The 22,838-nt window shown below is 60.2% G+C and carries 18 protein-coding genes; 6 read left to right on the top strand and 12 right to left on the bottom strand.

Annotated elements, in window-relative coordinates:
• Positions 1 to 241: 241 nt before the first annotated feature.
• A complete protein-coding gene (locus tag ACFFFR_RS00965) occupies positions 242 to 1,225 on the bottom strand; it encodes a heme o synthase (protein WP_377457407.1) in 984 nt (327 codons plus the stop codon).
• 213 nt (positions 1,226 to 1,438) lie between these two features.
• Between ACFFFR_RS00965 and tkt the strand changes: the two genes are divergently transcribed.
• From tkt to pgl, 6 genes are read left to right on the top strand one after another with little or no spacing between them, the layout of a single operon-like run.
• Entirely contained in the window at positions 1,439 to 3,550 is a 2,112-nt protein-coding gene (gene tkt / locus ACFFFR_RS00960) for a transketolase (RefSeq protein WP_377457405.1), read from the top strand.
• Between the two features lie 11 nt (positions 3,551 to 3,561).
• Positions 3,562 to 4,668: a transaldolase gene (gene tal, locus ACFFFR_RS00955; RefSeq protein WP_377457403.1), complete on the top strand. Its 1,107-nt coding sequence runs from the start codon at positions 3,562 to 3,564 to the stop codon at positions 4,666 to 4,668.
• A gap of 33 nt (positions 4,669 to 4,701) precedes the next feature.
• Complete coding sequence (locus ACFFFR_RS00950; protein ID WP_377457401.1) at positions 4,702 to 6,339, top strand: phosphoglucose isomerase-related protein; 1,638 nt, start codon at positions 4,702 to 4,704, stop codon at positions 6,337 to 6,339.
• Positions 6,336 to 7,895 carry a glucose-6-phosphate dehydrogenase gene (gene zwf, locus ACFFFR_RS00945; protein ID WP_377457399.1) on the top strand — a complete coding sequence of 520 codons (1,560 nt, stop codon included), beginning with the start codon at positions 6,336 to 6,338 and terminating at the stop codon, positions 7,893 to 7,895. Before ACFFFR_RS00950 ends, zwf begins: the two co-directional genes overlap by 4 nt.
• A complete protein-coding gene (locus ACFFFR_RS00940; protein ID WP_377457397.1) occupies positions 7,892 to 8,833 on the top strand; it encodes a glucose-6-phosphate dehydrogenase assembly protein OpcA in 942 nt (313 codons plus the stop codon). The genes zwf and ACFFFR_RS00940 overlap by 4 nt, the downstream gene beginning before the upstream one ends.
• The gene (gene pgl, locus ACFFFR_RS00935) at positions 8,817 to 9,608 is read left to right on the top strand and encodes a 6-phosphogluconolactonase (RefSeq protein WP_377457395.1); all 792 of its coding nucleotides are present in this window, start codon (positions 8,817 to 8,819) and stop codon (positions 9,606 to 9,608) included. Before ACFFFR_RS00940 ends, pgl begins: the two co-directional genes overlap by 17 nt.
• Before the next feature lie 76 nt (positions 9,609 to 9,684).
• Here pgl and secG read toward each other — a convergent pair whose 3' ends face one another.
• The 11 genes from secG to uvrA form a co-directional block, all read right to left on the bottom strand.
• Positions 9,685 to 9,936: a preprotein translocase subunit SecG gene (gene secG / locus ACFFFR_RS00930; RefSeq protein ID WP_377457393.1), complete on the bottom strand. Its 252-nt coding sequence runs from the start codon at positions 9,934 to 9,936 to the stop codon at positions 9,685 to 9,687.
• Positions 9,937 to 9,953: 17 nt separating this feature from the next.
• Positions 9,954 to 10,778: a triose-phosphate isomerase gene (gene tpiA, locus ACFFFR_RS00925; protein ID WP_377457391.1), complete on the bottom strand. Its 825-nt coding sequence runs from the start codon at positions 10,776 to 10,778 to the stop codon at positions 9,954 to 9,956.
• Positions 10,779 to 10,784: 6 nt separating this feature from the next.
• Positions 10,785 to 12,026 carry a phosphoglycerate kinase gene (locus tag ACFFFR_RS00920; RefSeq protein WP_377457389.1) on the bottom strand — a complete coding sequence of 414 codons (1,242 nt, stop codon included), beginning with the start codon at positions 12,024 to 12,026 and terminating at the stop codon, positions 10,785 to 10,787.
• Positions 12,027 to 12,143: 117 nt separating this feature from the next.
• Positions 12,144 to 13,151 carry a type I glyceraldehyde-3-phosphate dehydrogenase gene (gap, locus tag ACFFFR_RS00915; protein ID WP_377457387.1) on the bottom strand — a complete coding sequence of 336 codons (1,008 nt, stop codon included), beginning with the start codon at positions 13,149 to 13,151 and terminating at the stop codon, positions 12,144 to 12,146.
• A 227-nt stretch (positions 13,152 to 13,378) separates the two neighbouring features.
• Entirely contained in the window at positions 13,379 to 14,002 is a 624-nt protein-coding gene (locus ACFFFR_RS00910) for a superoxide dismutase (protein ID WP_377457385.1), read from the bottom strand.
• A gap of 76 nt (positions 14,003 to 14,078) precedes the next feature.
• On the bottom strand, positions 14,079 to 15,059 hold the full coding sequence (gene whiA, locus ACFFFR_RS00905; RefSeq protein ID WP_377457384.1) for a DNA-binding protein WhiA: 981 nt from the start codon (positions 15,057 to 15,059) through the stop codon (positions 14,079 to 14,081).
• A 9-nt stretch (positions 15,060 to 15,068) separates the two neighbouring features.
• Positions 15,069 to 16,070 (bottom strand): gluconeogenesis factor YvcK family protein, encoded by a 1,002-nt coding sequence (locus tag ACFFFR_RS00900; protein WP_377457382.1) that lies wholly within the window; start codon positions 16,068 to 16,070, stop codon positions 15,069 to 15,071.
• 89 nt (positions 16,071 to 16,159) lie between these two features.
• On the bottom strand, positions 16,160 to 17,053 hold the full coding sequence (rapZ, locus tag ACFFFR_RS00895) for an RNase adapter RapZ (RefSeq protein WP_377457380.1): 894 nt from the start codon (positions 17,051 to 17,053) through the stop codon (positions 16,160 to 16,162).
• An 84-nt stretch (positions 17,054 to 17,137) separates the two neighbouring features.
• Complete coding sequence (uvrC, locus tag ACFFFR_RS00890; protein ID WP_377457379.1) at positions 17,138 to 19,141, bottom strand: excinuclease ABC subunit UvrC; 2,004 nt, start codon at positions 19,139 to 19,141, stop codon at positions 17,138 to 17,140.
• Between the two features lie 3 nt (positions 19,142 to 19,144).
• On the bottom strand, positions 19,145 to 19,813 hold the full coding sequence (locus ACFFFR_RS00885; protein WP_377457377.1) for a lysophospholipid acyltransferase family protein: 669 nt from the start codon (positions 19,811 to 19,813) through the stop codon (positions 19,145 to 19,147).
• 86 nt (positions 19,814 to 19,899) lie between these two features.
• Entirely contained in the window at positions 19,900 to 22,791 is a 2,892-nt protein-coding gene (uvrA, locus tag ACFFFR_RS00880; protein ID WP_377457861.1) for an excinuclease ABC subunit UvrA, read from the bottom strand.
• Positions 22,792 to 22,838: the final 47 nt, after the last annotated feature.

Raw genomic sequence — 22,838 nt, 5'->3', positions numbered from 1 at the left:
CGCCCACTCCTGCACCGCAATCAGTGGGCGGCACTTTTATGCCCTCTTCGTTGCTGTCCCGTTTGTTGAGTTCGTTGGATCTGCCTCGCAGCACCGCTAGGAGAACCCATTGCCCCGCCGGGTCGAATCCTCGCTCAGGAAGGTCAGTGTTTCTTCCGCGCTGAGAAGCCCGCACAGAAAAACTCCCCGGTCCTCATGCAGGGTCCGGGGAGTTGTCCGTCTAAGCTAGATCGCTAGGCTTTTAGCCGCCGATCGTCACCAGTGGGCCACCAATGAACGGGTCAAGCGCTACACCCAAGAACAGAATCGTCATGTAGCTGATGGAGAGGTGGAAGACCTTCATCGCTTGCTTCTCGGTAGCCTTGAGCGCCTGTGCCTTGTTGTACAGCACGTGGGTTTCGTAAATGAACCATGCACCGGAGGCCAGCGCGGCGACCGAATACACCGGTCCGGCCCAGCCCATCGGGATCAGCAGCAGGGAGATCGCAACGGTGGCGTACGCGTAGAGCACGACCTGGACGGAAACGGTCTTGGCGTTAGCGACTGCGCCCAGCATTGGAACGTCTGCGGCCTGGTAGTCGTCCTTGTATTTCATGGACAGCGGCCAGTAGTGCGGCGGGGTCCACAGGAAGATCACGAGGAAGAGGATCCACGCTGGCGCTTCGACCGTGTCGCGTACGGCGGCCCACGCAATGAGGACCGGGAAGCAACCGGCAATTCCGCCCCAGATAATGTTTTGCTGGGTGCGGCGTTTCAGGATCAGCGAGTAGATAACCACGTAGAAGAAGATGGCCCCAACACCGAGCATGGCCGCCAAGAAGTTTGCGCCGAGCCAGAGAATGGCGATCGAGGATACGGCCAAGATGGAAGCAAAAATGAAGGTCTCACGAGCACTGACTTCACCGGTGACGTGCGGCCGGTTCTCGGTCCGTGCCATCAGGTGATCGATGTCGCGGTCAATGTAGTTGTTAAAGGCACCGGAGGCACCTGCCGCCAACGCGCCACCGAGCATCGTGGCCAAGACCAGCCAGATGTTCGGGAAGCCTCGCTCGGCGAAGATCATGGTCGGTAACGTGGTGACCAGCAGAAGTTCGATGACACGAGGTTTAGTGAGGGCGAAATAGGCTTTGGCTTTACGTTTGAACCCGATTTTCTGGGGTGTCTCAGCCTGGTTTGGGTTCGAGTGAACCTGCCCCGCCTCAAGGTTTGGATTACCGGTTGCCACCGTTTGCTCCACGTCTGCTCGTCACTTCATTTCACGCTTGGAAAAGAACAATATTTACGCTTGTGTCATTGTATCGTGGACCGCCAAGGGAACCGAACTGACCAAAATTCACCTGACGTTAACATCGTGGTGATGTCGCTTGCTCATTGACGCTTCAAGATAGGCTTAGAGCAACTCAGAATTTTCGCTCACACAACAGGAGTACCTAGCATCGTGGCAACTGTTTCCGCACCGGAACTCAACTGGGATGAACTTGATCAGCGTGCCGTAGATACCGCGCGTGTCTTGGCAGCTGATGCGGTCGAGAAGGTGGGCAACGGCCACCCCGGCACCGCGATCTCGTTGGCTCCAGTTGCCTATCTGCTCTACCAGAAACTGATGCGGAACAACCCGGCCGACCCTAATTGGTTGGGCCGGGACCGGTTCATCCTCTCCCCCGGTCACACCTCGTTGACCCAATACCTTCAGCTGTTCCTAGCTGGCTACGGTCTAGAGATGGAAGACCTCGAGTCCCTGCGCACTTGGGGTTCGGCGACCCCCGGCCACCCCGAGTTCCGGCACACCGACGGGGTTGAGATCACGACCGGTCCGCTGGGTCAGGGCTTGGCTTCGGCGGTTGGCTTCGCCTACGCCCAACGCCGCATGCGTGGCCTGTTCGACCCGGAGGCGCCCGCTGGTGACTCGGTCTTTGATCACACCATCTGGGTCATCGCCTCTGATGGTGATGTCCAGGAAGGGGTCACCTCTGAAGCGTCCTCGCTGGCAGGACACCAGGAGCTGGGCAACATTGTCGTCATTTACGATGACAATGAAATCTCCATTGAAGACGACACTAAGATCGCGTTTTCCGAGGATGTGCTGGCCCGGTACGAAGCGTACGGTTGGCACACCCAACGGGTGGACTGGACCGAAACCGGCGAATACGTTGAAGACTTACCTGCTCTGTACAAGGCGTTGCAGGCGGCTAAGGCTGAGACCCAGAAGCCGTCCATCATTTCCTTGCGCACCATCATCGGTTGGCCTTCCCCGACCAAACAAAACACCAGTGGCATTCACGGCTCCAAGCTCGGTGGCGACGAAGTTGCCGGGCTGAAGGAAGCCTTGGGCTTTGACACTGCCGTGAACTTCCACATCGATCAAGAAGTTCTGGACCACGCCCGTCAGCTCCAAGAGCGCGGTGCAGCCGCGCAGGCCGACTGGCAAGAACGCTTCGACGCGTGGGCAACCGAACACCCCGCACGGGCGAAAGAGCTGAACCGCATGCTCGCCGGCGAGCTGCCGGAAGACTGGACCAACGAACTGCCGCGCTTCTCCGCAGGTGAGGCCATCGCAACCCGCGCCGCCTCCGGCAAGGTCCTCTCCGCTGTCGGCCCGATCCTGCCGGAACTGTGGGGCGGCTCCGCCGACCTAGCCGGCTCCAACAACACGACCATGGACGGTGCGGCATCATTCGTCCCGTACGAAAAGCAGACCGAAACCTTCTCCGGTGGCCCCTACGGTCGTACCCTGCACTTTGGTATCCGCGAGCATGCCGCGGCCGCGATCGTCAACGGCATCACCTTGTCCTCCCCAACCCGGGCCTACTCCGGAACGTTCCTCATTTTCTCGGACTACCAGCGCCCAGCGATTCGCCTGTCCGCCCTGATGGGTGTGCCATCCATCTACGTGTGGACGCACGACTCCATTGGTTTGGGTGAAGACGGTCCGACCCACCAACCGATCGAGCACTTGGCTTCCTTGCGGGCCATCCCGAACCTGAACGTGGTTCGCCCGGCCGACGCCAATGAGACGGTGTATGCGTGGAAGAAGATCCTGCAGACTTCGGATAAGCCATCCGGCATTGTCCTCTCCCGCCAGAACATCGATGTGATCGACCGGTCCCCTGAGGAAATCGCCTCGGCCGAACTGACCGAACGTGGCGGTTACATCTTGGCCGAAGCCACCGCAGACGGTGCCATCACCACCCCGCAACTGATCCTGATCGCCACCGGCTCCGAAGTCGGGCTGGCGTTGGAAGCCCGCGAACAGCTACAGGCCGAGGGCACCGCAACCCGGGTGGTTTCACTGCCGTCCGTCGAGTGGTTCAAGGAGCAAGACCAGAGCTACCAAGACGAAGTCTTGCCACCAGAAATCAAGGCTCGCGTGTCGGTCGAAGCCGCGTCTCCCATGGGGTGGCGTGAATTCGTCGGCGATGCCGGTGAAATCATCGGTCTTGACCACTTCGGTGCCTCCGCTGACTACAAGCGCCTCTACCAAGAGTTCGGCATTACTACCGAGGCCATCGTGGCAGCGGCCAAAACCTCACTGGCAAAAACCAGCAACTAGGAGCTTGAGACATGGCTACCGCCAACAACGAGAACGCAGCAGCGATCACCGAAGCCGGCGTCAGCCTGTGGCTCGATGACCTCGACCGCACACGCCTGACCACCGGCAACCTGCAAGAAATGATGACCGAGTTCGGGATCCGGGGCGTCACCACCAACCCGGCGATCTTCCAGAACGCGCTCAAAGACTCCAGCGCTTACCAAGAGCAGTTGGCGAAGTTGGCTGAATCCGGTGCCGACGCTGAACGTGCCGTCACCGAAGTCACCAGCACCGACGTCGCGCTGGCCTGCGACCAGTTCGCCGACCTCTACAACGCAACCGGTGGCCAAGATGGCCGGGTGTCCCTGGAAGTCGATCCCCGCCTGGCGCACGACACCGCAAACACCGTTAAACAAGCCAAGGACCTAGCCGTCCGCGTGGGCCGACCAAACGTCATGATCAAGATCCCGGCCACAGAAGCTGGCCTGGCCGCCATCACCGAAGTCATCGGGGAGGGCATCAGCGTCAACGTGACCCTGATCTTCTCGCTAGGACGCTACCGTGAAGTGATCAACGCCTACCTGCTTGGACTAGAGAAAGCACATGCGGCCGGGATTCCGTTGAACGATATCCACTCGGTGGCATCGTTCTTCGTCTCCAGACTCGACACCAAGATCGACGCCCTGCTGCCAGCAGATTCCATGCTGCGCGGTAAGGCCGGTGTGGCCAACGCCCAACTGGCCTACCAAATCTTTGAGCAGTCACTGGAAACTGAACGCTGGAAGTACTTGGCCGCCCAAGGGGCCAACCTGCAGCGTCCGCTGTGGGCCTCCACCGGTGTCAAAGATCCAGCCCTGCCAGACACCCTATACGTGGATGAGCTGATCGCCCCACACACCGTGAACACGCTGCCGGAAAAGACCCTGCGAGCGTTCGCCGACCACGGCACTGTGACCGAAAATTACATTCAATCCCGGTACGCAGAAGCCGAACAGCTACTCTCAGCACTAAAGGCAGCTGGGGTCTCCTACCAGCGTGTGGTGGAGGAACTTGAATCCGAAGGGATCGACAAATTCACGGACGCTTGGGCGGAGCTGCTGGATTCGGTCCAACAAGCCTTGGATGCCTACTACCACTAAAACTCGCATACACCACCGATGAAGGGAGCAGCGATGACTGCACTGGGATTCGCCGCCTACGGCGCGGCAGCGTCAGCAATTGATCAACACCTGCCAACCATGATCACCCAGCAGTTAGCCTCCCGGATGATGCGGGACCAAGACCCCACCCTGTGGGGCCCCGATGCCGTGGATGAAGCCAGCAAACGTCTCGGCTGGACCCAACCGTTCGAAGACGCCTACAAGGCCTTAGACGAAGCCGAGGCTTACGCTGCGCAGCTGCGCGAAGCGGGCATCGAACACATCATTCTGGCCGGAATGGGCGGATCCTCCTTGGCGCCGGAACTCATCGCTGCTGACGCCGGTGCACAGACCCTCACGGTCCTTGACTCAACGGACCCGGCACACATCAGCCGGGTGCTGGACCGGGACCTGTCCAGAACCGTCATGGTGGTGGCCTCCAAGTCCGGATCAACCACTGAAACGGACTCCCAGCGTCGTGCCTTCCTAGGCGCGTGCGAAGAAGCCGGGCTGCACGGCCCCGACCACGTGGTGGTGGTGACCGACCCGGGTTCCCCGCTGGCTCAAACCGCCACCGAAGACGGCTACCGTAAAATCTTCTACGGGGACCCAGACATCGGTGGTCGGTTCTCCGCACTGAGCGCATTCGGCATTGTGCCAACCGTGTTAGCGGGCATCGATACGCGTGCCGTCGTGGAGGACGCGGCGGCCATCGCCGAACTCATCAGCGAAGACGACACGGACAACATGGCCCTGCAATTGGCAGCGGCGCTCGGCGGCACCCAACCGCTGCGGGATAAGTTGATCATCATCAACCACGGCACCGACGTCCAACCGGTCCTACCCGGGTTCGGTGCGTGGGCCGAACAGCTCATTGCCGAGTCCACCGGCAAGAACGGTTACGGCTTGCTGCCCGTGCCCGTCAGCCCGGAGGCCTACGAAGCAACCCACGGGCTCGATGATGCCATCCGTATCCACCTGCTGGGAGAAGACGACGACTACTCGTTGGCCGAAGGCCAAGACGCCATCGCCCTGCACGGCCCGCTCGGAGCACAGTTCTTCCTCTGGGAGGCCGCAACATCGCTAGCGTGCACGTTCGCGCCGGTGAATCCTTTCGACCAGCCGGATGTGGAGTCCGCTAAAGTCGCGGCACGCAAACAATTGGCGGAAGAACCGGTGCCACCGGCCCCGAACTTCGCTGAAGACACCATCGCCATGCTGCCCTCCGGCCCCTTCGACAGCGCCAGCAGCCTGCAGGAGGCCCTCAAACAGCTCACCGCGGCCGTCAAGAGCACCGGCTACCTCTCCATTCAGGCGTATTTGGACCGCGAAGCAGACACCGAACTCGAGCAGATCCGGGACACGTTGGCGGCAAACATTGGCCGCCCGGTGACCTTCGGGTGGGGTCCACGCTTCCTGCACTCCACGGGCCAGTACCACAAGGGTGGCCCCGCCAACGGTGTCTTCTTACAGATCACCACCACGGACCAGCCCGAGCATGACATCCCCGGGCGGCCCTTTGGTTTCGGTCAGCTGATTCAAGCCCAGGCCGACGGTGACGCGAGCGTACTGGCAGGCCACCGGCTGCCGGTGTTGCGACTGTCACTGACGGATCGGGCCGCCGGCATCCGCCAGCTGGCCGATCTTGTGGCATCCTTGAACACAGTATGAAAGAGACCTCTTGTGCCAACCCGCTGCGTGATCCGCGCGATCGACGGCTCACCCGGATCGCAGGCCCCTCAGCACTGATCCTGTTCGGCGTCACCGGTGACTTGGCCCGCAAAAAGCTGCTCCCAGCCATCTATGACCTGGCCAACCGTGGTCTGCTGCCACCTTCGTTCTCCCTGGTCGGTTTCGGCCGCCGGGAGTGGTCCCACGCAGAATTCGCCGACTACGTCCTAGAAGCCGTCCAGGCTGGCGCCCGAACCGAGTTCAATGAGGCCGTGTGGCGCCAATTCGCCGGCGGGCTGCGCTTCATCTCCGGCGGTTTCGATTCAGATGAAGCCTTTGAAAATCTGCGCGAAACCCTTGACGCGCTCGTGACCGAACGCGGGACCCGCGGCAACCACGTCTTCTACCTGTCCATCCCACCCAACTCTTTTGAGCTTGTCTGCCAGCAGCTCTCCGATCACGGACTAGCAGGCAAAGTGTCCTTGGCCGGCACCGATGATGCACACCCTCCTTTCCGGCGCGTCGTCATCGAAAAACCGTTCGGTCACGACCTAGCCTCAGCCCAAGAACTCAACGCCGTCATTGAAGCCGTCTTCGACGCAGATGATGTGTTCCGCATTGACCATTACTTGGGCAAGGAAACAGTGCAGAACATCTTGGCCTTACGATTCGCCAATGCCCTCTTTGAACCACTGTGGAACTCCGACCACGTAGATCACGTCCAAATCACCATGGCCGAGGACATCGGTATTGGTGGACGCGCCAGCTATTACGACGGGGTCGGTGCGGCCCGCGACGTCATCCAGAACCACCTGTTACAGTTGCTCGCGCTGACCGCCATGGAAGAACCCATCTCCTTCGACGCCGAGCAATTGCGTGCAGAAAAAGAGAAGGTTCTCGCTGCAGTCCAGCTACCTGAAGACCTCTCCAAGGCCTGCGCTCGGGGCCAGTACACCTCCGGCTGGCAAGGTGGCGAGAAAGTCACCGGTTTCCTCGATGAAGAAGGCTTCAACCCGCTTTCAAAAACCGAGACCTATGCGGCTCTGCGCTTGGACATCAACACCCGCCGTTGGGCCGGCGTGCCGTTCTACCTGCGTGCCGGCAAGCGTCTTGGCCGACGTGTCACGGAGATCGCGCTGGTCTTCAAGAAAGCACCGAACTTGCTGTTCCGCGATCACGGGGACGATGAATTCGGCCAAAACGCGGTCGTGATCCGGGTTCAGCCGGATGAAGGCGCAACCATCCGCTTCGCTTCCAAGGTGCCAGGCACCCAAATGGAAGTCCGGGATGTGACCATGGACTTCGGCTACGGTCACGCCTTCACCGAGTCTTCCCCGGAAGCCTACGAGCGGCTTATCCTAGATGTCCTGCTGGGTGAACCACCGCTGTTCCCCCGACACGAAGAAGTCGAGCTGTCGTGGAAGATCCTCGACCCCTTTGAACAATATTGGGAATCATTGCCGGAGCAGCCAGAACCGTACGCTCCAGGCTCGTGGGGGCCGGCCTCCGCAGATGAACTTTTGGCCCGAGATGGAAGGATGTGGCGGCGACCATGAAAATCGATCTGCCAGATACGACCACCTCACAAGTGGCCAAAAAGCTGGGCCAAATCCGCGAAGACGGCGGCGTGATCGCACTGTCCCGGGTCTTGACCCTGATCGTCGCGACCGAAGCAGGCAAAGAGGAAGAAGCCATCCAGGCGGCCAACATCGCCAGTCGGGAACACCCCTGCCGGATCATCGTGTTAGTCACCGGGGACAAGTTCGCCGAAACCAAACTCGATGCGCAGATTCGCGTGGGCGGCGACGCCGGCGCCTCCGAGGTGATTCTTCTCTTCGGTTCGGGCACTCTGGCCGAGCACACCGAGTCCATGGTCTCCGCCTTGTTGCTACCGGATGCGCCGATCGTGGTGTGGTGGCCGCACACCGCTCCCACAAAACCTGCTGACTCCCAACTGGGCAGCATCGCACACCGGCGGATCACCGATGCCGGGAACGCGATCGATGTGCGTGGGGCTCTTGAAGCACTGTCGAAGAACTATCAGGCTGGTGACACCGACCTGTCATGGACTCGCACCACCAGTTGGCGCATCCAACTCGCCGCCATTTTTGACCTCGTGGACCCGGCCACAATCAACCACATCACCGTTGCGGGCGCCGCCGACTCCCCTTCCACCGTGCTGCTGGCCGCGTGGCTGACCCGGGCCCTGCGCTGCCCGATCACCATCAATTCGGCCCCGCGTGGTTCTGGGATCACCGCTGTTCGGTTCAGCCGCCAAAAGGGCGACATTGTGCTGTCTCGGTCCATGGGGGATGTGGCCCAGCTGTACCGACCAGAAGACCCGGTCCAACACATTTCGATGCCAAAAAGAACGCTCGCGGACTGCCTTGCTGAAGAACTGCGCCGTCTCGATCCGGATGAGACCTTTGGTGAGGTTGTTCAAAAAGGGTTGCCGCGAACCAATCTAAGGAGTGTCCGTGCTTCAGAACGTTGATCTTCGTCTTTTCCCTGACGCTGACCGGCTGGCCGCCGAAATGGTCGCCGCCCTGATCGGTGTGCTCGCCCGGCGCCAACAGTCCGGTGGCACCGCTTCCATCGTGTGCACCGGCGGGTCCATGGGCAAAGCCTTCGCGGCCCGACTCATGGAGCTCCACGATCGCAACGACGAAACCTTCTTCACCGTCGACTGGGCTGCGGTGCACTACTGGTTCGGGGACGAACGCTACGTGCCGGTCGGGGATCCTGAACGCAATGACGGGTTGCTGGCGGAATTCTTTGCCACCGCCAAGGTACCAGCCGAGAACATCCACCGAGTCCTTGGGCCGGAAGACTCAGATGATGTGACCGACTCCGCCTACGCCTACGCGGAGCAGCTAAGGGCCGCCTATCCGGAGCTGACGGAACGTTTCGCTTCAGAACGTGATGAACGTACCCCGATCTTTGATGTCGTGATGCTCGGAGTCGGCCCGGACGGCCACGTGGCTTCCCTGTTCCCCGGACACCCAGCGGCACAGTCCACCGGGGTCACCGTTGGGTTGAGTGACTCCCCTAAGCCACCGCCTGAGCGTGTCTCCCTGACAACCGAGATGATCAACAGTGCCGCCCGGGTGTGGATCCTAGCCACCGGTGCGGAAAAAGCACCCGTCCTCGCGGAGGCTTTCACCTCCGAAGCCTCAGAGCTGCCCGTGAGCAAGGTCTACGGTGCCGAACAAACAATGTGGTGGCTGGATCATGCCGCCGCGGAGAAGCTCCCGCGCGGCGAACACTAACCGCACCTTTTCAGCCTTAAACCAACTGTGGCCTGATTCCAGTCTGGAATCAGGCCACAGTTTTCAAATATGCGTGCTAGAAGTCGACGCTGAACTTCTGGATCAGCCCGAGTGCGACGATGATCAGGCCCCAGAACAGGCCGAGGAAGATCGTGAGTCGGGTGAGGTTTCGTTCAGCGACACCGGAGGAGCCAAGCGAAGAGCTGACGCCACCACCGAACATGTCAGACATACCGCCGCCACGGCCTTTGTGCAGCAGAACTAGCACGACCATGAGCACTGAGATGACCAGCAGCAGAATCTGCAGGGTGATTTTGAGGGCGTCCACTTTAGCCTTCCGGTTTCCTAGCGCATCAAGTGATGCTCGAACCTAACAATATTAGCAAATTCGGTCGCATCAAGGCTCGCGCCACCGACCAGAGCACCATCGATGTCTTCTTCAGCCATCAGGGCAGCGATTGATTCCGCTTTCACGGAGCCACCGTACAGCACTCGGATCTGCTGTGCGACTTCTTCGCCGACCAGCTCGGTGAGTCGACCACGAATCGCGGTGCACATTTCGCCTGCCTCTGCTGGGCCGGCTACTTCACCGGTGCCAATCGCCCACACGGGCTCGTAGGCGACCACGAGGGAGCCCAGCTGCGCCTCAGTCAGTTCGCCTACCAGGTTCTCCAACGCACCGGAGAGCTGGGCCAGCGTGAACTGGATGTGCTCCCCCGCCTGACGAACATCAAGTCCTTCACCGATGCAGAGCACTGGCGCCAATTCGTGCTTGAAGGCAGCTTTGATCTTCGCGGCGCAGATCTCATCATCCTCACCGTGGTACTGACGGCGTTCCGAGTGGCCCACCAACACGTATTCGCAGCCGAGCTTGGACAAAAAGGCCCCGGAGATGTCCCCGGTGTAGGCACCGGAGTCATGTTCGGATAGGTCCTGGGCACCGTGCTTGACCTTGAGCTTGTCTCCCATGATCAGGGTTTGGACCGAACGCAGGTCGGTGAAAGGCGGGAAGACCGCGACTTCGACCCGTTCGAAATCATGGTTAGCGTCCTTCAGGGTCCACGCGAGCTTTTGCAGCAGCGTGATGGCCTGCTGGTGGTCCATGTTCATCTTCCAGTTGCCGGCAATCAGCGGCGTGCGGATGAACTTGTTATCGAGTTGTTTCGCCATAGAGGTTTACTTTGCCTCCAATGCGTCAACACCTGGCAGGTTCTTGCCTTCCAGGTACTCCAGTGAGGCACCGCCACCGGTTGAGATGTGTGAGAACTGGTCGTCTTGGAAGCCCAGCTGACGCACAGCTGCGGCTGAGTCGCCGCCACCGACTACGGTGAGGGCGTCGTTCTCGGCGGTGGCTGACACCATGGCTGCGGCGACAGCGCGCGTCCCGTCAGCGAAGGTATCGAACTCGAACACGCCCATGGGGCCGTTCCAGAACACGGTCTTGGCCTTGGCAATGTAATCGGCGAATGCCCGCGCAGATTCCGGGCCGATGTCGAGACCGAGAGCGTCCGCACCGCGGGCGCCTTCTTCCAGCCGGTCCACGGCGAGGACTTCGTGGGCGGCGTCAGCGGCGAACTTCTCCGCCATGACGATGTCGGTCGGCAAGATAATCTTGCAGTTGCCCTCTTCTGAACGGCGCAGGTAATCCTTGACCGTGTCCAGCTGGTCTTCTTCCAGCAGGGAGGAACCAACGTTGTGGCCCTGTGCCTTCAGGAAGGTAAAGAGCATGCCGCCACCGATCAGCAGGTAATCGGCGCGTTCGATCAGGTTGTCAATGACCGCGAGCTTGTCCGAAACTTTGGAACCGCCCAAGACCACCACGTATGGCCGGGCCGGGTCACCGGTGAGTTCGGAGAGTACCTTGACTTCGGTCTCGACGAGTTCGCCTTGGTAGGCCGGCAGTTTCCCGGCAATGTCGAACACCGAGGCGTGTTTGCGGTGGACGGCACCGAAGGCATCTCCCACGTATGCGCCATTCTCGCCGGTGAGTGCTGCCATCTCATCGGCCAGCGCGGAGCGCTCTGCGTCGTCCTTGGAGGTTTCGCGGGCGTCGAAGCGGACGTTTTCCAGCAGCAGGATCGAGCCGTTTTCTTGTGCTGCGGCTAACTGTTGGGCTGACTCGCCGGTGACGTCTTCGGCCAGCTGGACCGGCACGTTGGTCAGGTCGGACATGCGGGCGGCAACTGGCTTCAGGGAGAACTCCGGGTTGACCTCGCCTTTGGGCCGGCCCAAGTGTGCCATAACAATCACTTTGGCACCGGCTTCGGCGAGTTTTTCAATGACCGGTAGTGAGGCGCGGATACGGCCGTCGTCGCTGACGGTGCCGTTATCCAGCGGCGTATTCAGATCGGACCGAATCAGGATGTGGCGGCCGCGCACACCAGCGGCCAGAAGGTCTTGGATGGTTTGTGCAGTCATGGTCTTTAGCCTATCGCTTGTGCCGGTCTTTTGAGGTAAATATCAAGGTGTTGATGCTGCGCGACCGCCGGCAGGTTTCCCTCATCCGGCGGTCGGCAGACATGCAGTTGTGCTCGATTAGAGTTTGCTGGCCACCAGTGCGGTCAGATCGAGCAGGCGGGCGGTGTAGCCCCATTCGTTGTCGTACCAGCCGACGATCTTTACGGTCTTGCCGATGGATTTAGTCAGGGGTGCATCAAAGATGGTGGAGTGTGGGTCTTTGACGATGTCCCAGGACACGATCGGATCGGTGGAGTACTTCAGGTAGCCGGCCAGCGGGCCTTCTTCTGAAGCTTTCTTGAACGCGGCTTGGACCTCTTCGACCTCAACGTGTCGTTCGAGTTCGACGGTCAGGTCGGTCGCGGAACCGGTGATGACCGGAACGCGCATCGCGAAGCCATCGAGCTTGCCCTTCAACTCCGGGATGACCTCGCCGATGGCTTTGGCAGCGCCGGTGGAGGTCGGCACCATGTTCATGGCGGCGGCCCGAGCTCGTCGCTGGTCCTTGTGGTGTGGCGAGTCGTGCAGGTTCTGATCCCCGGTGTAGGCGTGGATGGTGGTCATCAGACCGTCAACGATCCCGAAGTTCTCGTGCATGACTTTGACCATCGGAGCCAAGCAGTTGGTGGTGCAGGATGCGTTGGAGATGATGTCGTGCTGCGCCGGGTCGTAGTTCTGGTCGTTGATACCCATGACGAAGGTACCGTCGATATCCTTGCCCGGTGCGGAGATGATGACCTTCTTGGCGCCGGCTTCGATATGCTTGCGGGCTGCCGGGCCCTTCGTGAAGTGGCCTGAGCATTCCAGCACGATGTCTACGCCGAGGTCTTTCCACGGCAACTTGGCTGGGTCTGGTTCTTCGAACATTTTGACTTGTTTGCCGTTGAAAGTCAGCACACCGTCGGCGTAGCTGACGTCATGGCGTGGGCCCAAGATGGTGTCGTATTTGACCAGCATGGCCAAGTCTTCATCATTGGCCAGGTCATTGACCGCAACCAGTTCCAGGTCGTAGCCGAGCTCGTCAATGGCGCGGATCGCGCTGCGGCCGATACGGCCAAAACCGTTGATAGCAATTTTTGTGCTCATGGTGCCTCTCTCAAAGCGGGGCGTGTACACCCGTGGTGGTGTACTTCTTTAATTCCAGCAATACCGGGTGCGAATGACGAATTCATTAACCCGTGTTTACCGATTCTTCTTCTTTTTTGCGCGCGCAGGGAATGGCACACAAAAAAGGCAAGGCCGGTGCCCCCGATTGTTTCGGGGTGGCACCGGCCTTGGTCTTAGGCGTTGAAGTTATTTAGCGCGGAAGCTGTTTAGAGGTTGACCAGCTTGGAAGCACCGTTCTTAGCGGCATCCAGACGAGCTGCAACGTCTTCCCAGTTCACGACGTTCCACCAAGCCTTGACGTAGTCAGGCTTGACGTTCTGGTAGTCGAGGTAGAAGGCGTGCTCCCACATGTCCAGCATCAGCAGTGGAATGGTGGCCACTGGCACACCCTGCTGCTGGTCGTACATCTGCTCGATGACGAGGTTGCCGCCGATTGGCTCGTAAGCCAAGATGGCCCAGCCGGAGCCCTGAATGGTGGTGGCTGCAGCGTTGAACTGGCCCTGGAAAGCGTCGAAGGAACCGAAGTTCTCGTCGATAGCGGCAGCGAGGTCGCCCTCTGGCTTGCCGCCACCGTTTGGAGACATGTTCTTCCAGAAGATGGAGTGGTTGGTGTGACCGCCCAAGTTGAACTGCAGGTCCTTGGAGAACTTAGCAGCGTCGGCGGCATTGCCAGCCTCACGAGCTTCTGCCATCTTCTCCAGAGCAGTGTTGGCACCGGTTACGTAGGTGTTGTGGTGCTTGGAGTGGTGCAGTTCCATGATGCGTGCGGAGATGTGTGGCTCCAGAGCATCGTAAGCGTAGTCGAGTTCTGGCAGGGTGAATTTAGCCATCTTTGATCCTCTCTAGATGTCTCAAGCGAGAAATCTTGTTCTCACCTGTCTTGTCTTATCCTAGGCACCTTTGAAGCTATTGCTCAAAGATGTCCGGCGTAACGGAAGCTTCCGTGCCGGGGATACCAAGTTCGGCGGCACGTTTGTCGGCCATCGCCAACAGGCGACGGATGCGGCCAGCAATCGCGTCCTTTGTTAAGGGTGGCTCAGCCAAGCGGCCAAGTTCATCAAGGGAAGCTTGCTTATGCTCAACGCGTAACTTACCGGCGTAGCTGAGGTGTTCCGGGGCATCCGGGCCCAAGATTTCCAGCGCGCGTTGGACGCGGACCCCGGCGGCGACGGCCGCTTGCGCGGAGCGGCGCAAATTGGCGTCGTCAAAGTTAGCCAGTCGGTTCGCGGTAGCGCGGACTTCTTTGCGGACCCGGCGCTCCTCCCACACCAGAACGGTCTGGTGGGCCCCCATGCGAGTCAACAGTGCCGCGATCGCATCCCCATCACGCAGCGACACCCGGTCCACCGCACGGACTTCCTTTGCCTTGGCGGCCAAGTCAAAGCGGCGGGCGGCCCCGACCAACGCGAGAGCTGATTCCGGGGTGGGACAGGTGATTTCCAAGGCACTGGAGCGTCCCGGCTCCGTCAATGATCCATGAGCGAGGAAGGCCCCGCGCCACGCGGCAGCCGCCTCGGCTACCGTGCCGTTGACGATCGATGATGGCAAGCCACGCACTGGACGGCCCCGTCCATCCAGTAGGCCTGTCTGCCTGGCCAGGGCCAAACCGTCCCGGACAACGCGGAGCAGGTAGCGTCTCCCCTTACGCAACCCCTGCCCGGTGGTCGGCACAATGTCACAGCTGTAGCCGAAGATGTCTTGGATCGTGGCGCGCATGCGTCGGGCCGTCGCCGCGTAGTCAACATCGGCTTCAATGATGATGGTCTTGTTCACGAGGCGTAGCGCGCCAACGAACCGCAAGAACGCTGCCAGTTCGGCACGGCGTTCTGAGGGCTTCTGAACTTCCAAGCGCGAAAGCTCTTCTTTGACCGCTTCAGTCAGGGCCATGAGGTGTGATCAGTCCTTTTGGTTTTGAGGAGGGCGGAGCGTGTCCGTGGAGAATCTATCAAACATGTCTTGGAAGGCATTGGCCAACCGGAGCGGCTCGTGGACCGACTGGTCGTGATGGGAGTGCACCCGGAAGTAGTGCACTTCGGCACCGAGCTGGCTGGCGGCCTCGGCAAATTCTGCGTGATCCGAAACCACATCCGGGTCGGCCAAAATGACATCCAGCCGCAAATCTGGGGCGTACGTGGAGAGCACCTTCAGGTGGTCCGCGGCCCCCATCCCGACGGTCTCGTGCGTGTCGGTCTTCAAGTTCATAACCACTGCTTTGCGCGCGGTCGTGGTGGCCAGCGCCTGCTGCATTTGTGGCAACAGCAAATGCGGAAGCACGGAGGTGTACCAGGAACCTGGGCCGAGGATAACCCAGTCGGCCAGATCAACGGCTTCGAGCACTTCCCGGGTGACCGGCACATCTTCTGGGATCAGGCGCACATTAGACACGGCACCGGCCCGGGCCGCTTCGGCCAATTTCACTTGTCCGGTCACGGTGCGGCGGTAGAGCTTGCCGTCCTCGGTCTCGGAGAGGATGTCCCCCTCTAGGACCAGCGGTTGGCAGCAGACCGGCAGTACTTGTCCGCGGGCCCCGAGCAGGGCCCCGGCCCAGCGCAGCCCGTCCACCGGGTTACCCAGAAGCTCCCACAAGGTGACGATGAGGAGGTTGCCCAGCGCGTGGTTGTCTAGGGTAGCTGCTGAGTCCGGGTTGGATTTGAAGCGGTGTTGCATGACATCACGCCAAGTCCGTCCCCAATCGGTGTCGTCACAGAGTGCCGCTAGCGCCATCCGCAAGTCCCCCGGTGGCAGCACGTCCAGTTCTTGGCGGATACGGCCGGAGGAACCACCGTCGTCGGCGACGGTTACGACTGCGGTGAGGTCACGGACGATCAGGCGCAGTGCGGACAGTGTGGCTGAGAGTCCATGACCGCCTCCCATGGCGACCACTTGGGTGCGGTCCATGGGGCGGCGCGACCATGGTAGGCCGTTTGCTCCCTGCGGTGGGACGAGAGGAATCTTGTTGGTGTAGTACACGGGTAGGGGCTGTTTTCTTACTCGCGGCCAAGGTCTCGGTGGGTGACGTTGACGGTCAGGCCTGGCAACTGGCGCAGGCGGCGGGACAGTTCTTCTGAGACTGCCACGGAACGGTGTTTGCCACCGGTGCAGCCGATGGCGATGGTGGCATAGTGTTTGTTTTCTCGGCGGTAGCCTTCGAAAACGAGTTCTAGCATTTCGGCGTACCGGTTCACGAACTCTTCGGCGCCTTCGTCTTTGAGGACGAATTTGGCCACGGCCGCGTCCAATCCGGTGAAGGGACGCAACTCCGGGACCCAGTGCGGGTTCGGAATGAAGCGGACATCGGCCATGAAGTTGGCGTCGTTGGGGACACCGTATTTGAACCCGAAGCTCATGATGTTCACCCGCAAGGTGATGGGGCCCTCATCGGAGAATAGCTCGTTGATGGCGCGGGCTAGCGCATGGACATTCAGGTCGGTGGTGTCTAGGACAACGTCTGCGTTGGATTTCAGGGCGGCTAACACGTCCCGTTCCCGGGTGATCCCGTCAACGATCCGGCCATCCCCTTGGAGTGGGTGCGGGCGCCGGCCGTGTTCGAAACGGCGTACCAGTACCTCGTCGGCTGCGTCCATGAAGAGCACCCGGTATTCGATGCCATTGGCCGCCAGCGTGTTCAGCGATTCCATGACATCGGAGAACTGGGTGTTGGAACGCACGTCCATGGCGATGGCCAGTTTGGGCACGGCTCCGGGGGTTCGGGAGACAAAATCGAGCAGGGTGCCGATCAGCTCTGGAGGGATGTTCTCCACCACGTACCAACCGAGGTCTTCCAGTGCGTGGGAAGCTGTGGTGCGGCCGGCACCAGACATACCGGTGACGATCAACACTTCTGACTCGTTGGGTTTGACCGGGCTCAGTGGGTCCGTCATGAAAGTACCTGTACTCCCTAGTGTTGGCGTCGGTAGTAAGGCGTGTTAGGCCTCATCGAATGTCAGTTTATCGAACTAAGTGCCTTAGGACTCTTCCTGTACTTCCCCGGTGGTCATATTCACGGCGACAGTTTTCTCGGCTGAGGCGAAATGGTCGTGAATGGTCTGGGCAAGTTTGGGACCTATGCCGGGGGCTTCTTGGAGTTCGCTCACGCTGGCGGCCCGGATCCGTTTCATGGACTTGAAGTGGGCCCGCAGCGCTTTTTGTTTGGTCGCGCCTAAGCCCGGTATCAGATCCAGTTCGGAGCCGATCATCGCTTTGCTGCGTTTGCTGCGGTGGGCGGTAATGGCGAACCGGTGGGCTTCGTCCCGGACCCGTTGTAAGAGGTAGAGTCCTTCCGAGGAGCGCGGCAGAATGACCGGAAACGGGTCTTCGGGGAGCCAGATTTCTTCCAACCGTTTGGCTAGGCCCACGACCGTGATTTCTGCGTCGAGTCCCAGCTCCTCAAGGGCCCGGTTGGCGGCACTGACTTGGGCCTGTCCCCCATCAACCACCACGAGGGACGGCGGGTAGGCGAACTTGTCGTTCTTCTCTTCCAGTTCCGCTTCGTGCTGGCCCAAGGTCTCGTCAGTAGCGTCCGCGGCCTGTTCGTCGGCGTGTTCGAGCACCGGGTGCGCGGTCTTGGCCCGCTGACGCAAATAGTTGGCGAAACGCCGTGTGATGACCTCGAACATGGACGCTGTGTCGTCTCGGGAGCCCTCTTCGGAGATGTTGAATTTTCGGTAGTCACGTTTCTTCGGTAACCCATCTTCGAAGACCACCATCGAGGCAACCACGTTGGTGCCCTGAACGTGGGAAATGTCGAAGCATTCGATTCGCAGAGGTGGTTCTTCCATACCGAGCGCTTCCTGCAGCTCTTGGATGGCCAGCGACCGGTTGGTGATGTCCCCGGACCGTTTAACCTTGTGCAGTTTCAAGGCGGCTTCGGCATTTTCCACGACCGTTTCCAGCAACGCCTTTTTGTCGCCACGCTGCGGAACCCGAACGGACACGTTCGCGCCACGTAGACCGGTCAACCAGGTGCTGATGTCTTTCGGGTTGGTGGGCGCGAATGGGATCAGCACCTCCCGTGGAATGCGTGAGGTGTCATCGAGCCCGCCGTAGACCTGCTGCAAGAGTTGTTCCACGAGCTGGCCTTCGGTGGTGTCATCGACTTTTTCCACGACCCAGCCGCGTTGGCCACGGATGCGCCCGCCGCGGACGTGGAACACCTGGACGGCGGCCTCGAGCTCATCTTCGACCAAGCCAAAAATGTCGGCCTCGGTATCTTCGGAGAGCACCACCGTGTTGCGTTCGAAGACTTTGTGCAGCGCTTGGATGTCATCCCGGTACCGGGCAGCCGATTCGTAGTCGAGTTCGGCAACCGCGTCTTTCATCTGGGTTTCGAGTTGGCGGACGAAACGACGCGCGTCCCCGGACATGAAGGCCACAAAGTCTTCGGCTAACGCGTAGTGATCTTCCTGGCTGATGTTGCCGACGCACGGGGCCGAGCACTTGTCGATGTAGCCCAACAGGCAGGGTCGGCCGGCACGTTCGGCCCGGCGGAACACACCGGCAGAGCAGGTGCGTACGGGAAACACGCGCAGCATCGTGTCTACGGTTTCCCTGATTGCTTTGACCGGTGAAAACGGGCCGAAATACTTGACACCTTTGCGCCGGTCACCGCGCATGACCTGAACGCGGGGGAAGGCTTCGTTCATCGTGACGGCCAAATACGGGTAGGACTTGTCGTCCCGGTACATGATGTTGAACCGTGGGGTGAACTCTTTGATCCACGTGTATTCGAGCTGGAGCGCTTCCAGCTCGGAGCCGACGATGGTCCATTCCACACGGGCCGCGGTGTGGACCATGGCGTGGGTTTTGGGTGGCAAGAGGGCCGGGTTCGTGAAGTAACTGTTCAGCCGAGAACGCAGGCTCTTGGCTTTGCCCACGTAGATCACCCGGTCATGGGCATCCCGGAAACGGTAGACCCCCGGTTCGGTCGGAATGGTTCCGGGGGCTGGACGGTAGCTGGCTGGATCGGCCACGTGCTAGGCGACTCCTGGCGCCGAGTTGTAGTGTTCTACCCGTTCTTGGCCGGTGAGTTCAGCAATGGCATCCATGATCTGGTCGGTGGCCTCACGGCGCACCGGCAAAGGGTGTTTAGGACCGAGGTGTTCGAACTGGAGTGGCTTGCCGACTTTGAGCGTGAACGATCGCGGTTTGATGATCTTCGCGTCCGCCGGCTGCAATTTCTCTGTTCCGATCAGCCCGACTGGCACCACCGGCACACCGGTGCTCAGGGCGAGCCAGCCCACACCGGTACGTCCCCGATAGAGTTTGCCGTCGCGTGAGCGTGTGCCTTCGGGGTAGATCCCGACGCCACGGCCGGCTTCAATGATTTCGACCAGTGATTTCAAGGCGTTCACGCTTGCCGCTTGTTGCCCACGTTCGACGGGGATGGAACCGACTGACTCGAAGAAACTCTTTGAGATTTTGCCTTTCACGCCCGGCTGGTTGAAGTATTCGGCCTTCGCGAAGAAGGAGACGGTGCGCGGCAGCAACGCCTGGATGATGACACTGTCTAAGAAGGACAGGTGGTTGGAGGCAACGATGAAGCCGCCTTCAGTGGGTACGTTTTCTGCCCCGAGGATCTGCGGACGGCACAGTGCCTTTAATGATCCGCGGACCAGCAACCGAGTGGGGTTGTTCTCACGCACCGACGGTCTCCATTCATCATGATTTTTCAGTACTCTCCAGCCCATTCTAGGTCAGGGCCCGGCGCAGAGCCGGGTAGGGCCGGGTGCTAGTTGCCTGCTTTGGCGAAGATCTCAGCTAAGAACTGTCCGGTGAAGGAGTCCTTGTTCTGCGCGACTTCTTCCGGGGTACCGGTCGCGACGATCATTCCGCCGCCGGAACCACCGGAGGGGCCCAAGTCGATCACGTGATCAGCGGACTTGATGACATCAAGGTTGTGCTCGATCGTAATGACCGTGTTGCCCTTGTCCACCAACTCCTGCAACACCAACAGTAGTTTGCGGATGTCTTCAAAGTGCAGGCCGGTGGTTGGCTCATCCAACACGTAGATGCTGCGACCGTTGGAACGTTTCTGGAGTTCTGTGGCCAGCTTGACGCGCTGGGCTTCACCGCCGGAGAGCGTCGTGGCAGGTTGCCCGAGCCGAACGTAGCCGAGGCCCACGTCCACGAGTGTGTTCAGGTGTCGGGCGATCGGACGGAAAGCGGAGAAGAACTCGGCGGCCTCGTCGATCGGCATGTCCAGCACCTCGGCGATGTTCTTGCCCTTGTACCGCACTTCGAGGGTTTCCCGGTTGTAACGGTCACCGTGGCAGACCTCGCAAGGAACGTACACGTCGGGCAAGAAGTTCATTTCGATCTTCAAGGTTCCGTCCCCGGAGCAGGCTTCGCAGCGTCCGCCCTTGATGTTGAAGGAGAACCGTCCGGGCTGATAGCCGCGCAACTTGGCGTCGTTCGTTTCGGCGAACAGTTTGCGGATGTGGTCAAACACCCCGGTGTAGGTGGCGGGGTTGGACCGTGGTGTGCGCCCAATCGGGGACTGGTCTACGTGAATCACCTTGTCCAGGTGTTCCAGACCGTTCACACGCGTATGCCGACCGGGGACCTGTTTGGCGTTGTTGAGCTTGTTCGCCAACACCTTGTACAGGACTTCATTGACCAGCGTCGACTTGCCGGATCCGGACACACCGGTGACCGCGGTGAAGACCCCTAGCGGGAAATCGACCGTGACGTCTTGCAGGTTGTTTTCGCGAGCGCCGACCACCGTCAGCTGGCGCTTTGGATCCACCGGGCGGCGCTGCTGTGGGATCTCAATCTTGCGTCGGCCGGCAATGTAATCACCTGTGATCGAGTTTTTGGCCTTCGGCAGTCCTTTGACCGGCCCAGAGTAGACGATGTCGCCACCATACTCCCCTGCCCCGGGTCCGATATCGACGATCCAGTCGGCTTCTGCGATGGTCTCTTCGTCGTGTTCGACCACGATCAGAGTGTTGCCCAGTGCCCGTAGCCGGATCAAGGTCTCGATCAGGCGGCGGTTGTCACGTTGGTGCAACCCAATGGAGGGCTCGTCGAGCACGTAGAGTACACCCACCAGCCCGGAACCGATCTGGGTGGCCAAGCGAATGCGCTGGGCTTCGCCACCGGAGAGCGTTCCCGCAGGTCGCTCGAGGTTCAGATATTCGAGTCCGACGTCCACCAGGAAGTGGAGCCGAGCAAGGATCTCTTTCAAGACTTGGTCGGCGATCTTCGCGTCGCGGTCGCTGAGTTTCAGCGACTCCAAGAAGTCGATGGATTCCTGCAACGGGAACCGGGAAGCTTCGGCAATATTCAGTCCGTCGATGCGTACCGACAGGGAGGCCGGGTTGAGTCGGGCACCGTCACAGGCAGCACACGGGATCGTGCGCATGTACTGCTCGTACCGGTCGCGGGTCGAATCCGATTCGGTTTCCCCGTGTTTGCGCTTGATGTACCGGATGACACCTTCAAAGCCGGTGGCGTAGATCCGCTCCCGACCGAATCGGTTCCGGTACTGAACCTTGACCTTGTAGTCTTTGCCTTCCAAGATGGCTTTCTGAACCTTCTTGGGCAGCTTCTTCCACGGAGTGTTCATGTCGAAGCCGAGCTCATCCGACAGACCGGTCAGCAACCGGCCCCAGTACTCGGAGGTGGCTTTACCCAGTGACCACGGAGCGATCGCGCCTTCGGCCAGAGTCTTCTCCGGGTCCGGAACGACGAGCTCGGCGTCAACTTCCAACGAGGAACCAATACCCGAACACACCTCACAGGCGCCATAAGGGTTGTTAAAGGAGAAGGAACGCGGTTCGACCTCGTCAATTTGCAGCGGGTGCTCGTTGGGGCACGCAAGGTTTTCCGAGAAGGATCGGTACTTGCCCTCATCGTCCTGGTCCAGATCCACCAAGTCGATCACGACCCGACCGTCAGCTAGCCGCAAGGCGGTCTCGACCGAGTCGGTCAGTCGTTGCCGGATGCCGTCCTTGATGACTAGGCGATCCACGACCACGGAGATGGTGTGTTTGAAGTTCTTTTCAAGTTTGGGTGGGTCCGTGAGCTGATGCATTTCATCGTCCACGATGACCCGAGAGAAGCCTTGGGCGGACAGGTCTTTGAACAGGTCGGCGAATTCGCCCTTGCGGGCACGGACGACCGGGGCCAGCACTTGGAAGCGCGTGCGCTCTTCGAACTGGAGGAGCTGGTCAACGATCTGCTGGGGTGTTTGGCTGGCGATCGGCTCGTCACAGACCGGACAGTGCGGGATACCAATGCGGGCCCACAGCAAACGCATGTAGTCGTACACTTCGGTGATGGTGCCGACCGTGGAACGGGGGTTACGGTTGGTCGACTTTTGATCGATCGACACCGCCGGTGAGAGCCCCTCAATGAAGTCCACATCCGGTTTGTCGACACGGCCCAAGAACATTCGCGCATACGAGGAAAGCGATTCTACGTAGCGGCGTTGACCTTCGGCGAAGATCGTGTCGAATGCCAACGAGGACTTCCCGGAACCGGACAAGCCGGTGAATACCACAAGCGCGTCACGCGGGATCGTGACATCGACATTCTTCAGGTTGTGTTCGCGAGCGCCCTGGACCTGAATCTGATCGCGTGCAACCGCTTTGGGTGCCGTTGAGGCCGGCTGCAGCACAGTGGTATTCCTGTTCACGGTGATGTAAGACTCCTGACTTCCCGGAA

The organism is Micrococcoides hystricis (assembly GCF_042434215.1).
In the GTDB taxonomy this organism is placed as follows: domain Bacteria; phylum Actinomycetota; class Actinomycetes; order Actinomycetales; family Micrococcaceae; genus Micrococcoides; species Micrococcoides hystricis.
The sequence above is the reverse complement of the archived record's forward strand: the minus strand, read 5'-3'. Positions and strand labels throughout refer to the sequence as shown.